This window comes from Bacillus cereus group sp. MYBK14-1, from assembly GCF_051916885.1.
Taxonomy (GTDB): domain Bacteria; phylum Bacillota; class Bacilli; order Bacillales; family Bacillaceae_G; genus Bacillus_A; species Bacillus_A cereus.
The window spans coordinates 901,165-920,601 of the sequence record NZ_JBQAHM010000001.1 but is presented as its reverse complement, the minus strand read 5'-3'; the positions used below and the strand labels follow the sequence as shown (position 1 = coordinate 920,601).

Genomic DNA, 19,437 nt, shown 5'->3' with positions numbered 1-19,437 from the left:
TTTTTTTCAATGGGTATTATGCTTAAGGTGTAATGAATGATTGGGAGAGGGTGGGATGATATGTTTTGTTATCAATGTGAACAAACGCCAACAGGCGGATGTAAAGTAATGGGTGTTTGTGGCAAGAATGAAACGATTGCGAGTTTACAAGATACGATTGTGTTTGGGCTAAAAGGAATTGCAGCTTATCGCACACATGCTGCTCAGCTAGGGTATACGGATGGATTTGTAGATGCTACAACACAAGAAGCTTTATATATGACATTAACAAATTCTAACTTTAACGAACAAGAGCATATTGATATGGCTATGAAAGTTGGGAAATCAGCTTTACGGGTGATGGAGTTATTGGATGAGGCACATACGAATCATTTTGGTGTGCCAGAGCCTGTACAAATTACACAAAATCGTGTAGAAGGTAAAGCAATTGTAGTTACGGGCCATAATTTATTTGCACTAGAAGAACTATTAAAGCAAACAGAAGGAAAAGACATTAATATTTATACACATTCTGAAATGCTACCAGCACACGGATATCCGCAGCTGAAAAAATATAAACATTTAAAAGGAAACATCGGCAAGGCATGGTATGATCAAAGACGCCTTTTTGAAAAATTTACTGGTGCCATATTAGCGACAACGAACTGTGTTATGCCAATTAAAGGATCATACTCTGATCGATTCTTTTCATATGATATTGCAGGTTTAGAAGGTGTACAAAAAATTGAAAATGATGATTTTACACCATTGATTCAAAAAGCACTAGAACTTCCAGAAGTACATATGGAGTCGGATGAACAGTTAGTGACAGGGTTTCATCATAATACAGTATTATCATTAGCTCCAGAAATTATTGATGCAGTAAAAGAGGGGAAGATAAAGCGTTTCTTTGTTATCGCCGGTTGTGATGCACCGGGAAAAGGCGGAGAATATTATCGTGAATTAGCAACGTCACTTCCGCCAGAAACGGTTATTTTAACAACTTCTTGCGGGAAATTCCGCTTTAATGATGTGGATTACGGTGTTGTACCTGGTACCGAGATTCCGCGCTACATCGACTTAGGACAATGTAATAATTCCATTTCTACAGTGAAAATAGCAGCTGCATTAGCTGATGCTTTCCAATGTGAAGTGAATGAATTGCCAGTAAGTATTGTGCTATCATGGTTTGAACAAAAAGCGGTTGCCATTTTACTAGGGCTATTTAGTCTTGGGATTCAAGATATTCGCATCGGTCCAAAGGCTCCTGAATTTATTTCACCTGGCGTGCTTGATGTATTACAAGAAACATTTGGTTTAAAACTAATTACAAATGCAGCAGAAGACATGGCTATGATGTTATCGTAACGGAAAAGATGTTTTCACTTAATTGTGGCTTTATAAATCATTTGTATGTGTGTGAGTAAACACACATACAAATGATTATTAATAAAGAAAATCGCTATATCTATAAAATTTATAGAGCTTTTAAAGTATAACACCACATGCCCATCACCTTAAGATTTTAAGTATCCCCAAAACGAAATTTCTACATGAATATCTATAATTTTACCTCTTTTTCATTTGATTTGAAAATAAGCTTTCTATTTTTAAAAACCAACGATACCACCTCAAATTATAGGAATAAAATCCATTCATTTATTAGGAAAATGGATTGAAAATAATAAGGTAGACTAAAAAGTAAAATATTATTTATGATAATCATTCTTTTATAAAATTTAAATTGGAAATAGCCCTACTCATTTTGATTGCGCATTTTCAAAATGGAGGGGCTTTTTTTACTGTAAAATCAATAACTGCATCTTATTTTTGTTGAAAAAATTCTCATTCTTATTTTGAAAGTGATATGGGTACATTTACATGCACATCAATCTTTTATTATGAAGTGGACCTTGAATATATTGTTTTTTATTGACAGACATAAAAATGATTTATTTGCTGTATTGATAATTTATAGACGTTATAATAAAATGTTTATGTATATGTAAACTTAATTTATTTTCGTTTGGTTTTATTGTAAGGTTAGGCAGTGTTGATAACAATAAAATAATGAATATATCACCTGTAAAAAGAATGAAACCAATACGGAGAAGATGATTTTGTTAAAAATTCGAAAAATAAGCGTTATTAGCTCTTGAAGAAAAATGACTAGAAAAATTACAAGCATATGGAAAATAGGGTTATACAAAAAGTCCTAAAGGGGGACGGAATTATGGAGAAAAGAAAGTATTCAGTAACACCACAAGATCGAATGAATTATGTATTAGGTCTTTATTCTGCAGATCAACAAATTAATGCAGTTCTTTATTTTCCTGTAGGTATATCCAAGGAAATACTTGAAGAATCAGTAAGGATAACGTTGCAATTGCAACCAGTTTTGAACAGCCGGTTTGTAGAAAATGATATTCCTTACTGGGAGGAACATTCATCTGACACTAACTCATCTATTTGCTTTTTTGCAGAAGGAAATAATCAAGAACTTGAAATAATGGCAATAGATTTTATTAAGGAACCTGGTGATCGTATTCAGGGGCCTATGGTTCAAACGAAATTATTACGGGGCACTACAATAGATATGTTAGTTGTGAAATTGTCTCATCTATGTTCAGATGGTGCAGGAGTCAAGGAATATATAAAATTGCTTGGAACAATATATACTCACCTTTCATTGGGACGGTCTAAGAAGCAAATTATAAAGGAATTTGATGAGGGAAATGAGAGTTGTCGAGATCAATCACATGTATTCAAATACGCTGGAATATCGGACATAAAAAGTGCGTATCGTCCTAACCAAGAACAACAGGCATCGTTATGGTCTTTTCCATCTCAACCTAACAAAAATAAATTTCCCCAAATGTCCGTACGGCGATTGAGCCATAAGCAAACTCTACGTTTAACCCAATGGACAAAAGCACAACAGGTTACCTTGAATGATGTAATCATGACTGCTTACTTCCGAGTTTTATCACATTTCACTGTGTATGCAGAACCTCGCACTGCAGAAAAAATGATTGGTTTGACAATTGATTTACGTCGATATCTGCCTAATAATACAACTGGTGCTATTTGCAACTTATCCGGTATGGAAATGCCAGTGATTAAAATGGAAGACGATGAAACATTTAAGCAGACTCTTGTTCGAGTTAAACAATCAATGGATAAAATAAAGTCTCAAAATCCAGGTCTTTCTTCAGCAGCAGGAATGGAGTTACTGGCAGAAATGAAGCTATCTACAGTGAAGGAAATGTATAATCAGCAATATGAACAGGCTGTACAGATGGGGATGGCGTTGCCATTACTGACAAATTTGGGAGTGATTGCTGAGGAACCTATTCAGTTTGGTCAAATTCAAGCTGAGGACGGGTATATGGCATCACCTATTATGTATGCACCATTCTTTTCAATGGGAGCAAGCTCTTATAATGGAAGGCTTACATTTACGATCGGTTATCATGCGCCGGATACATCAAAAGAAAAGGTAGAAAAATTTTTAGATAGTGTTGCTAATCAACTATCAGAAATAAAATAAAAGAGAATATAGAGAACAGATTTCTAACAGAATTGTATTTTAGGGGCTCGTATCATGTACGGATAATCTCTGGAAATTTTCTCTGACCGCACTTGCCTTTATGCTTTATATGCAATGGGAATGGTAGTGAGAAACAATTTGTATCGTGAAAAAACAAGATATATCGGTATAAAAACAATAAAACAGAGCTGATTTAAATTACACTTTGAATCAGTTCTGTTTTGCTAGTGTGATGGTCCTTACAATAAAAAAAGTAGGCTGTATCCGATTAGGGTAAAGCGGATTTTTAATTTTTTTGAAAATAAAGTTGACATCCACAACTACTTAGTCATACAATGTAGATGTAATAAGTGATACTGAATAGTTCAGATTCACAAAAACTGTTCAGTAAAAAATTCGCCTTAGTACTCTGTGATACTGAATATAAGTCAGACAGAATAGGGGGTAAAGGAGGATCAGGACATGGAAAATTTAACTGAAATGCTGAAAGGTTCACTGGAAGGGTGTGTACTGGAAATCATTAGTCGCCGTGAAACGTATGGCTATGAGATTACCCGCCACCTGAATGATCTTGGGTTTACCGAAGTTGTGGAAGGTACGGTGTATACCATCCTCGTACGATTAGAGAAGAAAAAGCTTGTGAATATTGAAAAGAAACCATCAGATATGGGACCGCCTCGTAAGTTTTATTCATTAAATGAAGAAGGCCGCCAGGAGCTTGAATTGTTTTGGGAAAAATGGGATTTTGTATCGTCAAAAATTAACGTCTTGAAGTCAAAATAGGTTCATAAGATAAAATGTTCCGGCCGATACTTTGGAAATTTCTTGTTCGGTTTTATAAAAAAGGAGGAAAATAAGATGTTAGAAATGTTCAAAAAGTTAATTGGTGATAAAAAAGAGTACAAAATGATGATGGCACGAGTTGAGGCTCTGCCAGAGGACTACCAATTTGTATTTAAGAAAATTCAAAACTACATGTGGAATTTTTCAGCGGGTAACGGGATGGATATGTTACACATACAGTATGAATTAATCGATTTGTTCGAAGCGGGTGCAGCGGAAGGAAGACAAGTGCTTGACATTACTGGGGATGACGTGGCTTCCTTTGCTGACGAACTAGTGGCAAATGCTAAAACTTACGTCTCCAAGTATCGTGAAGATTTGAATGAAAGTATTATGAAGAAATTGAGAAAAAAATAAATGGAATAATTAGTACCGACTGATTAGCTGGTTACACATATGAATTGCCATCATAGCTATTCAGTTATATTTTTAACTCGGTACTAAGTAATACAGAATATCGGTGATACTAAATAGATAGAGGTAAATAAATAGTCTTCGCAAAACATTTTTATAGGGAGGAAAAAAGTATGAGTCATGCAGCGATTTCTGTAAAAGGCTTGAAAAAATCCTTTAAAGACAAGGAAGTTTTAAAAGGGGTAGATTTTGAGGTGCAGCGTGGAGAAATTTTCGCGCTGCTAGGCTCAAATGGAGCGGGAAAGACGACAACGGTCAACATCCTTTCGACACTAATGAAGCAAGATAGCGGTGAAGTAAGTATTTGTGGATTTGATGTACAGAGTCAATCAGATCATGTTCGTCAAAGTATCAGTTTGACAGGGCAGTTCGCAGCTTTAGACGGTATGCTGACTGGGAGGGAAAACTTGATAATGATCGCCAAATTACGTGGTGTTTCCAATCCCGCTCAAGTTGCTGACAATCTACTTGCAAGATTTAGTCTGACTGATGCGGCAAACCAAAGGGCAGATCAGTATTCAGGCGGGATGAAGCGCCGGCTTGATATCGCGATGAGTTTGATTGGGGCGCCAGCAGTTATTTTTCTTGACGAACCAACGACTGGACTTGATCCTGAAGCGCGAATCGAAGTGTGGGATACAGTCAAGGAACTTGCTGGTAGCGGTACAACTATTTTGCTTACGACTCAGTACTTGGAGGAAGCAGAACAACTGGCAGACCGTATCGCTATTTTGCATGGCGGAAAAATTATTACGACAGGTACTCTTGCTGAACTAAAAGAGATGTTCCCGCCAGCAAAAGTGGAGTATATCGAGAAGCAACCGACATTGGAAGAAATATTCCTTGCGATCATTGGCAAAAAGGAGGAGATGTAAATGAAAAGTAAAACAGGTGTATTACTAGGTCGTTTAATGCGTAACATTATGCGCAGTCCGGATACAATTATTACAGTAGCGATTACACCGATTATGATGATGCTATTATTTGTCTACGTGTTTGGCGGCGCAATAAAAACTGGAACGGAAAACTACGTTAATTATTTATTGCCGGGAATTTTGCTAATGGCTATCGCATCCGGTGTAGCTTACACTTCCGTGCGACTCTTTACGGATGTAAAGAGTGGGCTGATGGCACGTTTCATTACGATGCCTATTAAGCGCTCATCGATATTGTGGGCTCACGTTCTAACCTCTCTGGTTGCTAATGTACTTACTATCGTGGTGGTTATTCTTGTTGCACTCTTAATGGGTTTCCGTTCCAGTGCTAATATTCTAGATTGGCTCGCGGTAGCTGGGATACTTGGGATGTTTACGCTGGCGCTAACATGGCTAGCTATCATTCCAGGATTGAAAGCGAGGTCTATGGAAGGGGCGACTGCTTACTCGTACCCGCTAGTTTTTCTTCCATTTATTAGTTCGGCCTTTGTGCCTACCGAAACGATGCCAAAAATTGTTCGTGCGTTTGCAGAGAATCAGCCTGTAACTTCAATCGTGAATGCGATTCGTGCTCTTTTATATGAAGGAACTGTTGGAAACGATATTTGGATTGCGCTCGCTTGGTGCGTAGGTATAATGATTATTTCTTACTTTTTCGCCAGTAAAGCATTTAAACGTCAGTTAGGGTAAGAAACGAGATAAACGAAACCTTCAGGAATAATATATATTTAGAAAAGCACGGGAGATTTTCCGTGCTTTTATTATTTATCATGCTCTCATTGTAGTAAATGAAATGGTATTTAAAAATAGAATAATTGTCCATAAAGCTTAATATTTGAGGCTCACTGCTTATGGAATGTATAAGCACACTCGTTTTTGTAAATCTGCTAATACTTCATCGGGAATTTCTTTGATTTTAATATCCTTCCCTAGAAAAAGCAGCCAATTTATTATTTCCGTCATTTCATCGGGATTGTTAACATTGATAAAAGTTTGTAAAATGGCTGTGGATTGGTAAGGATTAGTATAAGATATTGAAATTTTTAAAGGATGGTATTTTTTGAACTGGGCAATTGCTGTCGGACCAAGTTCAAATACAAGGTTAATTGCTTCGTCCTTCTTACTTAGTTTTTCTAAAATCTTTTTCTTATTTAGCCTTTTGTTCGTCGTGTATGGTTCGATATTAATGAGATCATCGACAGGAAACATCATCTTCTTTTCTTTTTTTAAGTCAAACCCTTCAATGATCCAATGGCTTTTTTCTTGATAAAGGTGCAATAGATAAATTGGATAAGACTTGATTTCTTCATCTTCTTTCATAGTAATCAATAAATGGTTATCCAAAAGAAGGATTTGAATGAGTTTTTCTAACATAGGATGGGGGAGATCAGAAAGCTCAAGTAGATCGGGATTATGAGGGTTAGTCCCTTGGAAAAGCAAGAGTTGATTTAAAAGAACGAGATCATCTTGCTGGGTTTCTGAGATGAGTCCTAGTAGTTTTTCGGCTAAAGATTGACGACTCTTTAGGTAGGGAAGTTGTTGATTCCTTGTAGCCATAAAGGCAATAAAAAGAGCTTTCACTTCATTATCAGTAAAGCGAACAACGGGCAGGATAGAGTTGTGCATAACAAAATATCCCCCGGTCCTCCCAACTTCAGCGACAAGTGGCATTCCCATAGCTTCAATTTCTCTAATGTCTCTAATAGCTGTCGACCGTGATATGTTAAATTCTTGTATAATTTCAGAAATTGTAAAGTGAGAGCGGTTGTTGATATACCGCATAATTGTATTAATCCGTTCAACTTTTTTCATTTTAGTCTCCTAAACAGTATCATTTTTTGACATGGTTTAAAGGTATTATAAACGTATCAGATGAAAAGATAAATCGTTTGATTAATAAAAAAAGAGGCAGGTTTTGAATATGAAAAATTATTCTATAGAAGAAAAAGATAGCTTTATTGTGTTAGGTATTGGAACTGAAATTAAGAGTGAATACACAGACTTTGCTGGAATAAATAAAGAAAAGGAAGACTTTTGGTCGGCTGTTAAAGAAGATGGAAGGCTGGACACTTTAAAAGCTTTAGCTACAAATGAATACATTTTTTCCGTGAGCGAAGCGGTGAATAACAAAATGATGTATTATGCGGGTGTCATGACAGAAGCACAAATAGAAGAAGAATCTAGAGTGATTCAGTTTCCGAGGGGAGAATACTTAGTAGTGAAAGGGGAAGACAAAACGGCTAAAGAGCTAAGTAATAAGCTTACTGGCATCGCCTTCGGTCAAGCTTTACCAGAAGCAAAGGATTTTGCCTACGTTGGTGGACCGAATACAACGGTTGAGATGGGACAGAGAAATGGCTTAGTATTTGGTGAAATGTGGATTCCGGTTGTTAGGAAGTAAAGTGATAAAAGGTGCGAATATAGAAAGTAGAGGCTAACGATCTTGTATTGTTGGCCTTTTTGAAATGAATATAATATTCATATACTGCTACACAGTATGTTCTGATAAAATGGAATAAAAGGGAATTGCTGTAAGGTGGTGGCAGATTGAATAAAAAAAGATTATTTGAGCTATTCATAGTAACGTTTGTTTTTCTATTCCTTCATGTAAGTACATTTACTAATGAAAAATTTAACGATAAATTGGGATCTTTTACTTACATTGTTTTATTTCTTATGCTTACTATCAACGCTATATTTATAGAAAGGTATTTTGGTGATATACAAAAGTGGATTCGAAATATTACATGTTGCTTTGCTTTATTTGTAGTGGTTTTAGTAGCTCTATGGATAGGTTATTTTTAGTCCTTACTTAAGAGAATGAGAAATATGTGATTACACTACATTTGATCCGATACTATTACTTAGCTGCATCGGTTTATATTAATCTTTTCTCTCCTCAATCATGATAAAATGTACAATAGGAAATTTTATGTAAGATAAAGAAGGAAGGTTTATGGTGAGCCTGAGTACTTTGCTAGCTTTTGCGCTTGTTTTACTTAGTATGGTTTGTTCACCTGGGCCTATTTTGATTTATCTTATTTCTCGTTCCATTACACAGGGGCGTATGACAGGATTTATTTTTTTATTAAGCATCATGCTTGGATTTGTAATTCATATAAATGAAGCAACTTTAGTATTCACTCAAAAATCCATTGTCTATGAAACAACTAGATTTGTAAACGGCTTTAATAGAAAGATGTCTATTGTATTTTTTGCGGCAAGATTAAATAGCTTTTTTGTTACTTTACAATAAAGTATACTTAATATCAGTAATTCATGTAATTAGGGGTGGTTTCTATATTTAGAGAAAATACAAAAAGGATACTTCTGTCATTAGTAACAAATCCAATACTAATAATTGTATACGGAATTTTTTGTTATGAGTTGGCCTTATACTGTAAGTACGGAAGAATGAATTATAATATTTACATTTTGTTATTATGTATAGTACTTTTTATATCCATAACTACATTTACTACAATGCGGGTGATAAAAAATAGAGAATATGAATCTAAAAAATTAACAAATTCAATAGCATGGAGATCCATTTCTATTATCATTATTGTTGCAATTACATCATTTTATGGGATGCAGATTTATAAAAGTGCAATAAATTACAATGGTAAATTGGCATGGTTTATAGAAAAGTTAAAACATGAAAGGTCAGTTAAACTTAAACATAATAATATATATAAGTCTGGAGTAGAAGGTATTTTTGAAGATATAAATAAAAAATATCCTTTGCCAAAGAAATTGTATATGGCAACTGATTTTGATCTTACATTTCATTCAGATGGAACAATCACAGCGTTTGATACATTTGTTTATGGGAAAAATGATGATGGGAAAGAAGAAACTTATTTAATCTCTTATAATAAGAAGAAGTCAGAAGATATTACTATAATACGAGACGGATACGCAAAGCCTGATTATAATGATGATAAATTAGTAGAACCTTTAATTGAAACGGTTAAGGCGATTCCAGTTAAGCAAACGGTTAGAAAATGGAATGAAAGTAAGTATGGGTTGATTTATTATGGAAAAAGAAATTGGGGATCCAATACAGAGGGAATTATTAATATTACTGAGGATGGTAAGGGACAGAGTCTTAAAAAAGCAGCTTCTGATATCATTGGATATACTGTATCTATATTTGTCCCTGGAAAAGAGCAAGAGCTAGTCCCTGCTAGATATAATTTAATAAGTGACGCAAGTTGGAGTAAATCAAAGACGCCTCCAAAAGAAGATATGCTTAAAGAGAAGAAACAACAAGATTTAAAGAATGAAAAAGAACAGTTTTTCCTATCGAAAGAAGTTGGTTATAAACTAAATATGACAGATAAAGCATTAGGGAGCGCCTTTTATTCATTAAGCAAGACTAGTGATGAAGGGAAAACATGGGAGGTTATCAATCCAGACCCATTTAATGGGGGGATTGGTAGTGTATCAGGAATCACTTTTATAAATGATAAACTTGGGTTTTTAGGAGCAATTAGGCCTTCTGGTAATGAAGGAGAGTTATATCGCACAGATGATGGGGGAGTATCTTTTAAAAAGGTAGAATATCCGCCGCATGAAGTGAAATTAGATCATACACAGTCCACAATAAGTCCTTTTGATTCACCTAGTATGCCATATGAGAAAGATGGGGTTTTTAATATGTTAGTTGGACAAGGGGCAGATGGAGACTACAATGGCGATAGTAGTGCACTTTATCAATCAAAAGATAACGGAGAGACATGGGAATTTGTAGAAGAAGTGAAAAAGAAATAATCAGAATTTTTTTGAAAAAAAGGTAACTACTTAGCTATACATTTTATTTAGAAGTTTGGTAAGGGGTATAATTCCAGCCATGAAGATAAAAATGGACCTATACCTCGCTGCCTTTCTTTGTTTTATTTCTTATGCTTACTACCAACGCTATATTTATAGAAAGGTATTTTGGTGATATACAAAAATGGATTCGAAATACCACATGTTGTTTTGCTTTATTTGTAGTGGTTTTAGTAGCTCTATGGATAGGGTACTCTTAGATCCTTACTTAAGAGAATGAGAAGTATGTGATTACAATACATTCGATCCGATAATATTACTTAGCTGCATCGTTTTATATTAATCTTTTCTCTCCTCAATCATGATAAAATGTACAATAGGAAATTTTATGTAAAATAAAGGGGGAAGGTTTATGGTCAGCTTGAGTACATTGGTAGCTTTTGCAATTGTTTCGCTTAGCATGGTTTGTTCACCTGGGCCTAATATGATTTACCTCATTTCCCGTTCCATTACGCAAGGACGTATGGCGGGATTTATTTCTTTATTGGGCATCATGCTCGGATTTGTAATCTATATAATCGCAACTATGTTTGGACTTACAGTTCTATTCGTTGCTGTTCCCGCTGTATATGAAGCAGTAAAGTGGGCAGGTGCTGCTTACTTGCTCTGGCTCGCCTGGAATTCGATTAAACCGGGTGCTACATCTATTATGGAACCTCGTATGATTTCTAATGAGCCACCAAGGAAATTATTTCTGAGGGGACTCATGACGAATCTTCTGAATCCAAAGATTGCTATTTTGTATGTATCACTTCTACCTCAATTTGAAGATCCAGAGAAGGGATCGTTGCTTTTTCAAGGTGCAGTTTTGGGGCTTACGCAAATCACTGTTAGCTTTATGGTTAACCTTGTAATTGTATGTACAGCAAGTAAAATTGCAAAATGGTTTGGCACACGCCCGACGTGGCTACGAGTACAGCGTTGGCTTATGGCAAGTGTTTTAACGGGGCTTGCTGTACGTCTTGCTTTTGAACGTCGACAGTAAGAGCCTCTTTACCGTCAGTTTCTATAATATAACCTAATAAATATTAATATAATTTATGTATAGTAGATATTTACCTTATAAAATAAGGGGGGAATATTATGACTGAGACAAACGAATCTTCAGGAGTTAATTTGAAAAAAGATGTGAAGTTTTCTATTATAATTCCTGCGCATAATGAAGAAAAGTACATTAGAAAATGTTTAGATTCAATTGCAAAGGCATCAGAGGCATATAAAGAGCAAACGGAAGTTATAGTTGTTTTAAATCGTTGTACAGATAAAACAGAGGAAATAGCAAAATCTTATAATTGTGTTACATTGAAAAATAACGATAAAAACTTATCTAAAATTCGAAATGCAGGGGCTAAAATAGCTAGTGGAGAAATAATCGTTACTATAGACGCTGATACCATAATGACAGAGTCTATGTTGTTTAATGTAGATAAATATTTAGCTTCAGGTACATACATTGGTGGTGGGGTGAATGGTAAGTTTGAAAGAATATCTTTAGGAATATTTCTCTCCGCAATGTTAATCATAATCCCCTTACTTTTTAAGTACGGAGCTATATCTGTAGGGATTTTTTGGTGCTATAGAAAAGACTTTATGGCAATCAACGGATTTAATGAAAACATGCTTATGGCAGAAGATGCAGATTTCGCTAAACGTTTAAAAGAGTGGGGAAAGAAAAATAATAAGAAATTCGGTACTATTAAAAATGGAATGATAACTTCATGCAGAAGATTTGATACATATGGAGACTGGACTTTACTTAAAAATCCAAAAGTAATTTTAGCTTATCTAAAAGGAAATGATAGAAAATACGCAGATAAGACATATTATGATAACCAAGAAAGATAAAAATGGAGAAAATCAGAAGAGGATAGCTAGTACTTTTTTAGATATAATGAGAATCCAACTTAATTTAATAGATATTATAAGAAAACCACCAATTTGATTATCCTTTTTCAAATTGGTGGTTTTTATTTTTGAAATAAATATGTATTTTTTTATAAAAATATTTTTTGACCCCCATAAAACTATGTATTCCTCCGAATATGTATAGTGAAGAAAATAAATAGAAGAAAAATGACTATGAAAGAATATAGAAGCATTAATAAAATTACTAGATTAGGTGGGCATCCAAAATAAAAGGATGAAATTACCAATGGTATAGAGGAGAGTTATTCAAGGATTGCAGATAAAATAGAAAAAGAATAAGCAAAACGAACGGTAGAAAATAAGAAAGTAGATAAAAATACAAACCTAACTGTAGTGCCGAGAGAAAAGGAAAAATCATTAAGAAAACGTTAGACTCTAAAAATATAACTAACAGCAAGAAAACAAGACCGAAGAAAAGTACCAAGAAAATCTGGTTAAATGGTCACTTGTGTAGTGGCCATTTTGCTATTTGAAGGAGGCTGGGAGATTACAAGTGTTGAGTTTAGTAATGAAGATCTTAAGAAAACCGAAAATAGAAGATATCGTATGTAACATACAAAACAACGAAGAAGATAAAGAAGCGTTTATCGTACAGTATCAGCCTTTTATTAGAAAATCAATCTCATCTGTCTGCCGCCGATATATTACAGAACAGGATGATGAATATAGCATTGGATTGTTTGCATTTAACGAAGCAATTGAACAGTATTCCTATACAAAAGGAAAATCCTTTTTAGCGTTTGCTGATCTTCTTATAAAAAGAGATGTAATTGACTATATACGTAAGGAGTCTAAACATAACTTTGTCTTTTTAAAAGAAGATGAGCAAGAGGAAATGTTAGAAATGCAAGTGTCGCTTACGGAGTATATGAAAGAGATGGAAAATAGTAACCGTAAGGAGGAAATTCTTCATTTTCAAAGTGTGCTAGCTGAGTTTAAAATCACATTCTCAGAGCTTGCTAAAGAATCTCCTAAGCATCGTGATACGCGTGAGCACTTAATAGAAATTGTAAAAATTATTATAAAAGAAGAGGAAATGATGGAAGAGCTGTTCCGAAAGAAAAAGTTACCGCTTAAACATATTGAACCGCGTGTTAGGGTAAGTCGTAAAACGTTGGAACGACATAGAAAATACATTATTGCAATGTGTATTATTTTTGCAAACAACTATACATATATTCTGGATTACATAAGAGGGGAAAAGCATGATGAATAAAGGAATTGTGATGGATATAAAAAAGCATAGCGTAGTTGTTTTAACACCAAATGGAGAGTTTATTACGTGTAAAAGAAAAGGGGATTCTTGCATGATCGGGGAGGAAATCTCATTTGATGAGCAAGAACAAAAAGCATCGTATTTTTCGATCCCTTCCTTTTTAAAACCTGCATCAATACTTGTTGCTTGTTTTCTATTTGCAGTGCTGTTTTTCTACAACCAACCAGAAGAAAAAGTATTTGCTTACGTCTCAGTTGATATAAATCCAAGTTTAGAGGTGAGCGTAACAAAGGATTTTCGTGTTATAGATTTGCAGGCTTGTAATGATGATGGAAGGCGTATTTTAAAAGAATTGAAGCATTGGGAAAATAAACAATTGCAAGAAGTAATACGTACTATTATAAAGCAAAGTCAAGAGGATAAGTATTTAACGAAAGATAAGCAAGTTATGCTAACAGCTGTTGCAAAGGACAAGGCACTAGAACCACTTTTGGAAAAGGCAATGAAAGAATTAAAGAAAGAATATGAGCTAAAACATATTACAGTTGAATATCAAAGTAGCACAATGCAAGTACGAGAGAATGCTAGAAAAGCTGGAATTGGCACAGGTGTCTATATAAAGCAAGAGAATGAGAAGAACAAATCACTTACGCCCCCTGCCACCCCGTCTAATCCGGTGGAAAACGAAGAAGAGGTGCAATCACAACCGGAGTTATCTCCTGATGCATCACTGGATTTGTCTCCTGTAAAAGAAAAAAAATATGAAAAGCAAGAGCAGAAAGAACAAAAGAAAACAGAGGGACAGCCATCGAAGCAAATAAAAGAAAACAATGGAAGAGGATCTCAGCAAGAAAATAGAGGGAATCAACAGGAGAATAACAGTAGAGAATCTCAACAAGGAAATAATGGGAATCAGCAAGGGAACAACGGAAGAGAATCACAACAAGGAAATAATGGAAATGGGCAAGGGAACAACGGAAGAGGATCACAACAAGGGAATAATGGAAATGGGCAAGGGAACAACGGAAGAGGATCACAACAAGGGAATAATGGAAATGGGCAAGGGAACAACGGAAGAGGATCTCAACAGGGAAATAACGGAAACGGACAAGGGAACAACGGAAGAGGGTCTCAACAAGAAAATAATGGGAATCAGCAAGGGAACAATGGAAGAGATCCTCAACAAGGAAATAATGGGAATCAGCAAGGGAACAATGGAAGAGGATCCCAGAAAGAAAATGACGGAAACGAGCAAGGGAACAACGGTAGGGGGTCTCAACAAGAAAATAGAGGCCACCAGCAAGGGAATGAAAAGAAGAATCAATAGAATATGGAAGTGAGAGATTCATTTCAAAGCTAAAAGGATTTCTCTCGCTATTGTGGGCAGTAAAACTCCCATCTCAAAATTTGGCTGGAGCAAAGAAGTTAGGTGGGAGTTGGGCTGCTTGTAAATGCCCAATTGGTGAGGGCTGATTAAAGTTGCACTTTATTATTTTATAGTTCTATTAAGAAGGAGTATGTGAAAAATATAATGGAGAAAAACATTCAACAAGAGAAAGATAAAGAAAAACCTGTTTTTTATGATCCGAAAGGAAGGAGAAACATAGCCTTTATTTCGTTTCTATGTATCTCAATAGTTAGTGTAGGTGTTGTATTTTATTTTTTCTTTCAAAGTATTTTTTCAACACCAGAAATTCCAAATATGAATACCGCTGTACAACAAGATACTAAACTTGTACCAATTAATCAAAAACTTAGTGATCAGCATTTAAAGAAGGAAGAATTTAACCCAAATACCGGAACGAAGGATAATGAAAATTTGGTGAATCCGCCGAAGGATAGTAAACAACCTAAAGAAGTGTATGGTTTTTATGTAAACTGGGATGAAAATAGTACCGCTTCTTTAAAAGAAAATATCGATTCCTTAACTACGTTAGTACCAGAGTGGTATCATTTAAAAGCAGATTTAACGATTAGAAGTGAGATCAAACCTGAGATAGTAAAGTTGGCAGAAAAAAATCAAGTGAAGATTATGCCTTTGCTTACTAACTATACTGAGGAAGCTTCTGGTCCTGATAGTGGGCTAATTCATAAGTTACTGAATTCCTCAAATGATGTAAAGACAAAGTTTATTAATGATTTAGTAAGCCAAGTTAAAAAGAATCATTTTTCAGGAATTAATATTGACTTTGAGGCCGTACCTGAAAGTGATAGAGAAAACTTAACAAATTTTATGAAAGAACTTACTACGGAATTTCATCAACATGATTTGCTCGTTACACAAGATGTTCCAGCTAATGATAAGGCTTTTGATTATAGTGCGTTAGCAAAAATAATAGATCGAATGATTGTAATGATGTACGATGAGCACTATGGAGCCGGGGAACCAGGACCAATTGCTTCAAATAAATGGTTCCAACATACATTGAAAGAACTGAATATTCCGTCTAATAAGCTTATAGTTGCTTTCGGTAACTATGGATATGATTGGCAAGTAAATAGTAAAGAAGCTGCGAAGTCTTTAACTTTCTCAGAAGTTATGGCAATGGCTCATGATTCAAATATGAAAATTCAATGGGATAAAATGAGTGGAAACCCTTATTTTAGGTATAAAACAGAAGGGAAAGAACATACTGCTTGGTTCTTAGACGGTGTAACTCTTTATAATCAAGTGAAAATCGCAATGGACAATAATGCAAAGGGATTTGCGTTATGGAGACTAGGAGCAGAAGACCCTACAATATGGAAAGTTTTAAAAAATCCGATTGAGGCACAAAAAAATCCTAATGTATTACATAAAATCAATAGTTTAGATGAAGTAAATTATTCTGGACAAGGTGAAATTTTACAGATTGAGAATGAAAGAAAAAATGGATTGAGAGATTTTAAAGTAGGCAAAGATGGTTACCTTACAGATGAAGTATATCAATCCTTACCATCTGCATATGAAGTGCAACGATATGGAAAACCAAATGGGAAACAAGTAGTATTAACATTTGATGATGGACCAGACCCGAAATATACGCCAGAAATTTTAGATATATTAAAAGAGAATCAAATAAAAGCTGCTTTTTTTGTACTTGGTGAAAACGCACAACTAAATACTAGTATTGTAAAAAGAATATACGATGAAGGGCATGAAATTGGCAATCATACTTTCAAGCATCCTAACATAGCTGATACGTCTTTACTACGAACGAAAGTAGAACTTAATACGACGCAACGTTTAATTCAGGAAGTAACTGGACATTCTACGGTTTTATTTAGACCGCCATATGAAGCGGATGCTAACCCGGATTCATCAAATGAAATATTGCCTATTTTACGTGCACAAAATATGAACTATACAATGGTAGCGGAAAAAGTTGATCCCGAAGACTGGGCAACACCATCAACAAATGAATTAGTAAAGCGTGCTCTTAATCCCATTTATAAGGGAGAGGGAAATATTATTCTTCTCCATGATGCGGGAGGGAATCGTACACATACAGTAGAGGCGCTCCCAATCATTATTAAAGACCTAAAAAAGCATGGATATAGTTTTGTAACAATTTCAGATTTAATGAATAAAGAACGAGATGAAATTATGCCTCCTGTTTCTTCTGAGGGGAAGCAATATTTACTTTACAATAAAGCTGTCTTTTCAGGAGCGGGATACTTTAAACATATATTAACTACTATTTTTTATATTGCTATTGGATTAGGGATTTTTCGATTTTTATTCTTAATTTATTTTGCATGGAAGCAGAAAAGAAAAACGTTATCTCGCTATATTAATTCGTCTTATCAACCTTTTGTTAGTGTTGTCATAGCGGCATATAATGAAGAAAAGGTGATAGCCAAGACGATTCACTCAATTTTGAATAGTAATTATAGAGAATTTGAAGTTATTGTTGTGGATGACGGATCGACAGATGGTACGTCAAAAGTAATGAAAGAAACATTTTATAAACACCCTAAAGTTCGTTTCATTCAGAAAGAAAATGGCGGGAAATCATCGGCAATGAACCTAGGGTTTCAACAATCGCGAGGAGAAATCATTGTCACTTTAGATGCGGATACTATTATTGCGCAAGACGCTATTTCTTTAATGGTTAGACACTTTGAAGATCAGAATGTAGCTGCAGTTTCAGGTAATGTCAAAGTGGGGAATAGACGGAATTTGTTAACTACTTGGCAACATGTTGAGTATATTACAGGGTTTAATTTAGAACGTAGAGCTTTTGATGAGTTAAATTGTATTACAGTCGTTCCAGGAGCTATTGGGGCGTGGCGCAAGAAGAATGTAGTTGAATCTGGATATTTAAGCGAAGATACATTAGCAGAAGATACGGATCTTACTATTACATTTTTACGTCAAGGGCATAGAATTGTATATGAAGAAAAAGCGCATGCTTTTACGGAATCACCTGAGGATGTGAAAAGTCTCATTAAACAGCGATATCGTTGGTCATATGGTACACTTCAATGTCTTTGGAAACATCGAAAAGCGTTGTGTAATTCTAAACATAAAACATTAGGGTTTATTGCACTGCCTAACATGTGGTTATTCCAATATGTTCTGCAATTCATTGCTCCTTTTGCAGATATATTAATGATTATAGGACTATTTAGTAGTAATCCGCTAAAAGTTTTAGGATTTTATTTTGTATTCTTTTTAATGGATCTTCTCGCTTCTCTGTTCGCATTTAAATTAGAGGAAGAGAACCCAAAACCATTGGCATGGTTAATTTTACAACGTTTTATTTATCGTCAATTTATGACTTATGTTGTCATTAAATCTATATTCTCATCGCTTCGAGGAGTAGCGGTAGGGTGGAATAAACTAAAGAGACTGGGGAGTGTTAAACATTCCACGGAACATAAGGAGGCATCATAAAAGAGCGGACTATCTGCTCTTTTTTTCATTAGTTTTAGTTAGTTGAATGTAGAGTTGTAGCATAAAAACTGCTGCTTCTATAACGAGATTCCTATTCATTATGAATAGTGAGACAGTATGTTAAGCTAATCCTTTAGTTTCGGACAAAAGTTTTTTTATATTTTTTTAAAATGACGGACACAAAAACGCATATACCTTCGAATTATATATATGGATAACATAAATATGTATATAAAAGGGGAGAAATAAGATGAAAGAAAAAAAAGAAATGTTTCAAGAAATCGCTGAGGTGTTAAAGGTATTGGCGCATCCAGTTCGTCTATCTTTAGTAAAAATAATGCTTGCAAAAGGTCCTACTAATGTAACAACAATGTATGGGGATTTACAAATGCCTCAAAGTACAATTAGTCAACATTTATCTAAACTAAAAGCTGCTAAAATGGTTACAGGTACTCGGAAAGGATTAGAAATTTATTATGAGGTAACTGACAATCGCACAAAATCAATATTAGCATGTTTAGTTTAAATAATGACTTCTATTTCAAAATAAAAAACGCTATTCTTTTCTATGATTTTACAGAGAGAATAGCGTTTTTTATTTTTAAGGAGTATCTTTTTATATGCCTATAGAATGGAGTGAAAGGTTTATGGGTTTAAATGTACCTACTATTACCTTAGGTTCTAATGCGTCTAATAATGAAAAAATTCTCGGTTTAGGGGTGCTTCTTTATAGCTTACGTACAATTGAGATTAGAAAAAGTAGAGCGAGCGCTTAATGAGGCGGAAGTAGTGTTTATATGCGAAACTTTATAGAAATCTCATTTTTCTAATTGTATCTTTTTAGATTGATGGATGTGGG

At 34.8% G+C, this 19,437-nt stretch carries 17 protein-coding genes and 2 pseudogenes; 18 read left to right on the top strand and 1 reads right to left on the bottom strand.

Features of this window, described 5'->3' with window-relative positions; translation table 11 throughout:
- Positions 1 to 60: 60 nt before the first annotated feature.
- From hcp to ACTFR3_RS04680, 6 genes are all read left to right on the top strand, one after another.
- The gene (gene hcp / locus ACTFR3_RS04705; RefSeq protein WP_265938725.1) at positions 61 to 1,347 is read left to right on the top strand and encodes a hydroxylamine reductase; all 1,287 of its coding nucleotides are present in this window, start codon (positions 61 to 63) and stop codon (positions 1,345 to 1,347) included.
- An 865-nt stretch (positions 1,348 to 2,212) separates the two neighbouring features.
- Complete coding sequence (locus ACTFR3_RS04700; protein WP_000415478.1) at positions 2,213 to 3,529, top strand: condensation domain-containing protein; 1,317 nt, start codon at positions 2,213 to 2,215, stop codon at positions 3,527 to 3,529.
- Between the two features lie 462 nt (positions 3,530 to 3,991).
- Positions 3,992 to 4,312 (top strand): PadR family transcriptional regulator, encoded by a 321-nt coding sequence (locus ACTFR3_RS04695; protein WP_000429487.1) that lies wholly within the window; start codon positions 3,992 to 3,994, stop codon positions 4,310 to 4,312.
- A 75-nt stretch (positions 4,313 to 4,387) separates the two neighbouring features.
- Entirely contained in the window at positions 4,388 to 4,729 is a 342-nt protein-coding gene (locus ACTFR3_RS04690; RefSeq protein WP_000891986.1) for a DUF1048 domain-containing protein, read from the top strand.
- Positions 4,730 to 4,899: 170 nt separating this feature from the next.
- Positions 4,900 to 5,661 (top strand): ABC transporter ATP-binding protein, encoded by a 762-nt coding sequence (locus tag ACTFR3_RS04685; RefSeq protein ID WP_000017473.1) that lies wholly within the window; start codon positions 4,900 to 4,902, stop codon positions 5,659 to 5,661.
- Entirely contained in the window at positions 5,662 to 6,411 is a 750-nt protein-coding gene (locus ACTFR3_RS04680) for an ABC transporter permease (RefSeq protein WP_000837815.1), read from the top strand.
- A 159-nt stretch (positions 6,412 to 6,570) separates the two neighbouring features.
- Here ACTFR3_RS04680 and ACTFR3_RS04675 read toward each other — a convergent pair whose 3' ends face one another.
- Complete coding sequence (locus ACTFR3_RS04675; RefSeq protein ID WP_063225552.1) at positions 6,571 to 7,533, bottom strand: helix-turn-helix transcriptional regulator; 963 nt, start codon at positions 7,531 to 7,533, stop codon at positions 6,571 to 6,573.
- Positions 7,534 to 7,642: 109 nt separating this feature from the next.
- Between ACTFR3_RS04675 and ACTFR3_RS04670 the strand changes: the two genes are divergently transcribed.
- The 12 genes and pseudogenes from ACTFR3_RS04670 to ACTFR3_RS04615 all read left to right on the top strand — a co-directional run bounded on the left by ACTFR3_RS04670 (position 7,643) and on the right by ACTFR3_RS04615 (position 19,354).
- Positions 7,643 to 8,122 (top strand): GyrI-like domain-containing protein, encoded by a 480-nt coding sequence (locus ACTFR3_RS04670; protein WP_002041563.1) that lies wholly within the window; start codon positions 7,643 to 7,645, stop codon positions 8,120 to 8,122.
- A gap of 146 nt (positions 8,123 to 8,268) precedes the next feature.
- Positions 8,269 to 8,526, top strand: a complete 258-nt coding sequence (locus tag ACTFR3_RS04665; RefSeq protein WP_001036214.1) for a DUF3963 domain-containing protein — start codon at positions 8,269 to 8,271, stop codon at positions 8,524 to 8,526.
- 151 nt (positions 8,527 to 8,677) lie between these two features.
- A pseudogene (locus tag ACTFR3_RS04660) lies at positions 8,678 to 8,843 on the top strand (LysE family translocator); the annotation flags it as partial.
- Between the two features lie 169 nt (positions 8,844 to 9,012).
- Positions 9,013 to 10,497: a WD40/YVTN/BNR-like repeat-containing protein gene (locus ACTFR3_RS04655; protein ID WP_074048016.1), complete on the top strand. Its 1,485-nt coding sequence runs from the start codon at positions 9,013 to 9,015 to the stop codon at positions 10,495 to 10,497.
- A 104-nt stretch (positions 10,498 to 10,601) separates the two neighbouring features.
- A pseudogene (locus ACTFR3_RS04650) lies at positions 10,602 to 10,757 on the top strand (DUF3963 domain-containing protein); the annotation flags it as partial.
- Between the two features lie 152 nt (positions 10,758 to 10,909).
- A complete protein-coding gene (locus ACTFR3_RS04645) occupies positions 10,910 to 11,542 on the top strand; it encodes a LysE family translocator (protein ID WP_000254114.1) in 633 nt (210 codons plus the stop codon).
- Between the two features lie 98 nt (positions 11,543 to 11,640).
- The gene (locus ACTFR3_RS04640; protein WP_000141007.1) at positions 11,641 to 12,402 is read left to right on the top strand and encodes a glycosyltransferase; all 762 of its coding nucleotides are present in this window, start codon (positions 11,641 to 11,643) and stop codon (positions 12,400 to 12,402) included.
- A gap of 574 nt (positions 12,403 to 12,976) precedes the next feature.
- Positions 12,977 to 13,699: an RNA polymerase sigma factor SigI gene (sigI, locus tag ACTFR3_RS04635; protein ID WP_002082432.1), complete on the top strand. Its 723-nt coding sequence runs from the start codon at positions 12,977 to 12,979 to the stop codon at positions 13,697 to 13,699.
- Positions 13,689 to 15,026: an anti-sigma factor domain-containing protein gene (locus ACTFR3_RS04630; protein ID WP_322369062.1), complete on the top strand. Its 1,338-nt coding sequence runs from the start codon at positions 13,689 to 13,691 to the stop codon at positions 15,024 to 15,026. Before sigI ends, ACTFR3_RS04630 begins: the two co-directional genes overlap by 11 nt.
- Positions 15,027 to 15,230: 204 nt before the next feature.
- Positions 15,231 to 18,578, top strand: a complete 3,348-nt coding sequence (locus ACTFR3_RS04625; protein ID WP_075678100.1) for a glycosyltransferase — start codon at positions 15,231 to 15,233, stop codon at positions 18,576 to 18,578.
- Positions 18,579 to 18,828: 250 nt separating this feature from the next.
- A complete protein-coding gene (locus tag ACTFR3_RS04620) occupies positions 18,829 to 19,104 on the top strand; it encodes an ArsR/SmtB family transcription factor (RefSeq protein WP_000660066.1) in 276 nt (91 codons plus the stop codon).
- A gap of 94 nt (positions 19,105 to 19,198) precedes the next feature.
- Entirely contained in the window at positions 19,199 to 19,354 is a 156-nt protein-coding gene (locus ACTFR3_RS04615) for a hypothetical protein (RefSeq protein ID WP_001121201.1), read from the top strand.
- The last annotated feature ends 83 nt before the right edge of the window (positions 19,355 to 19,437 follow it).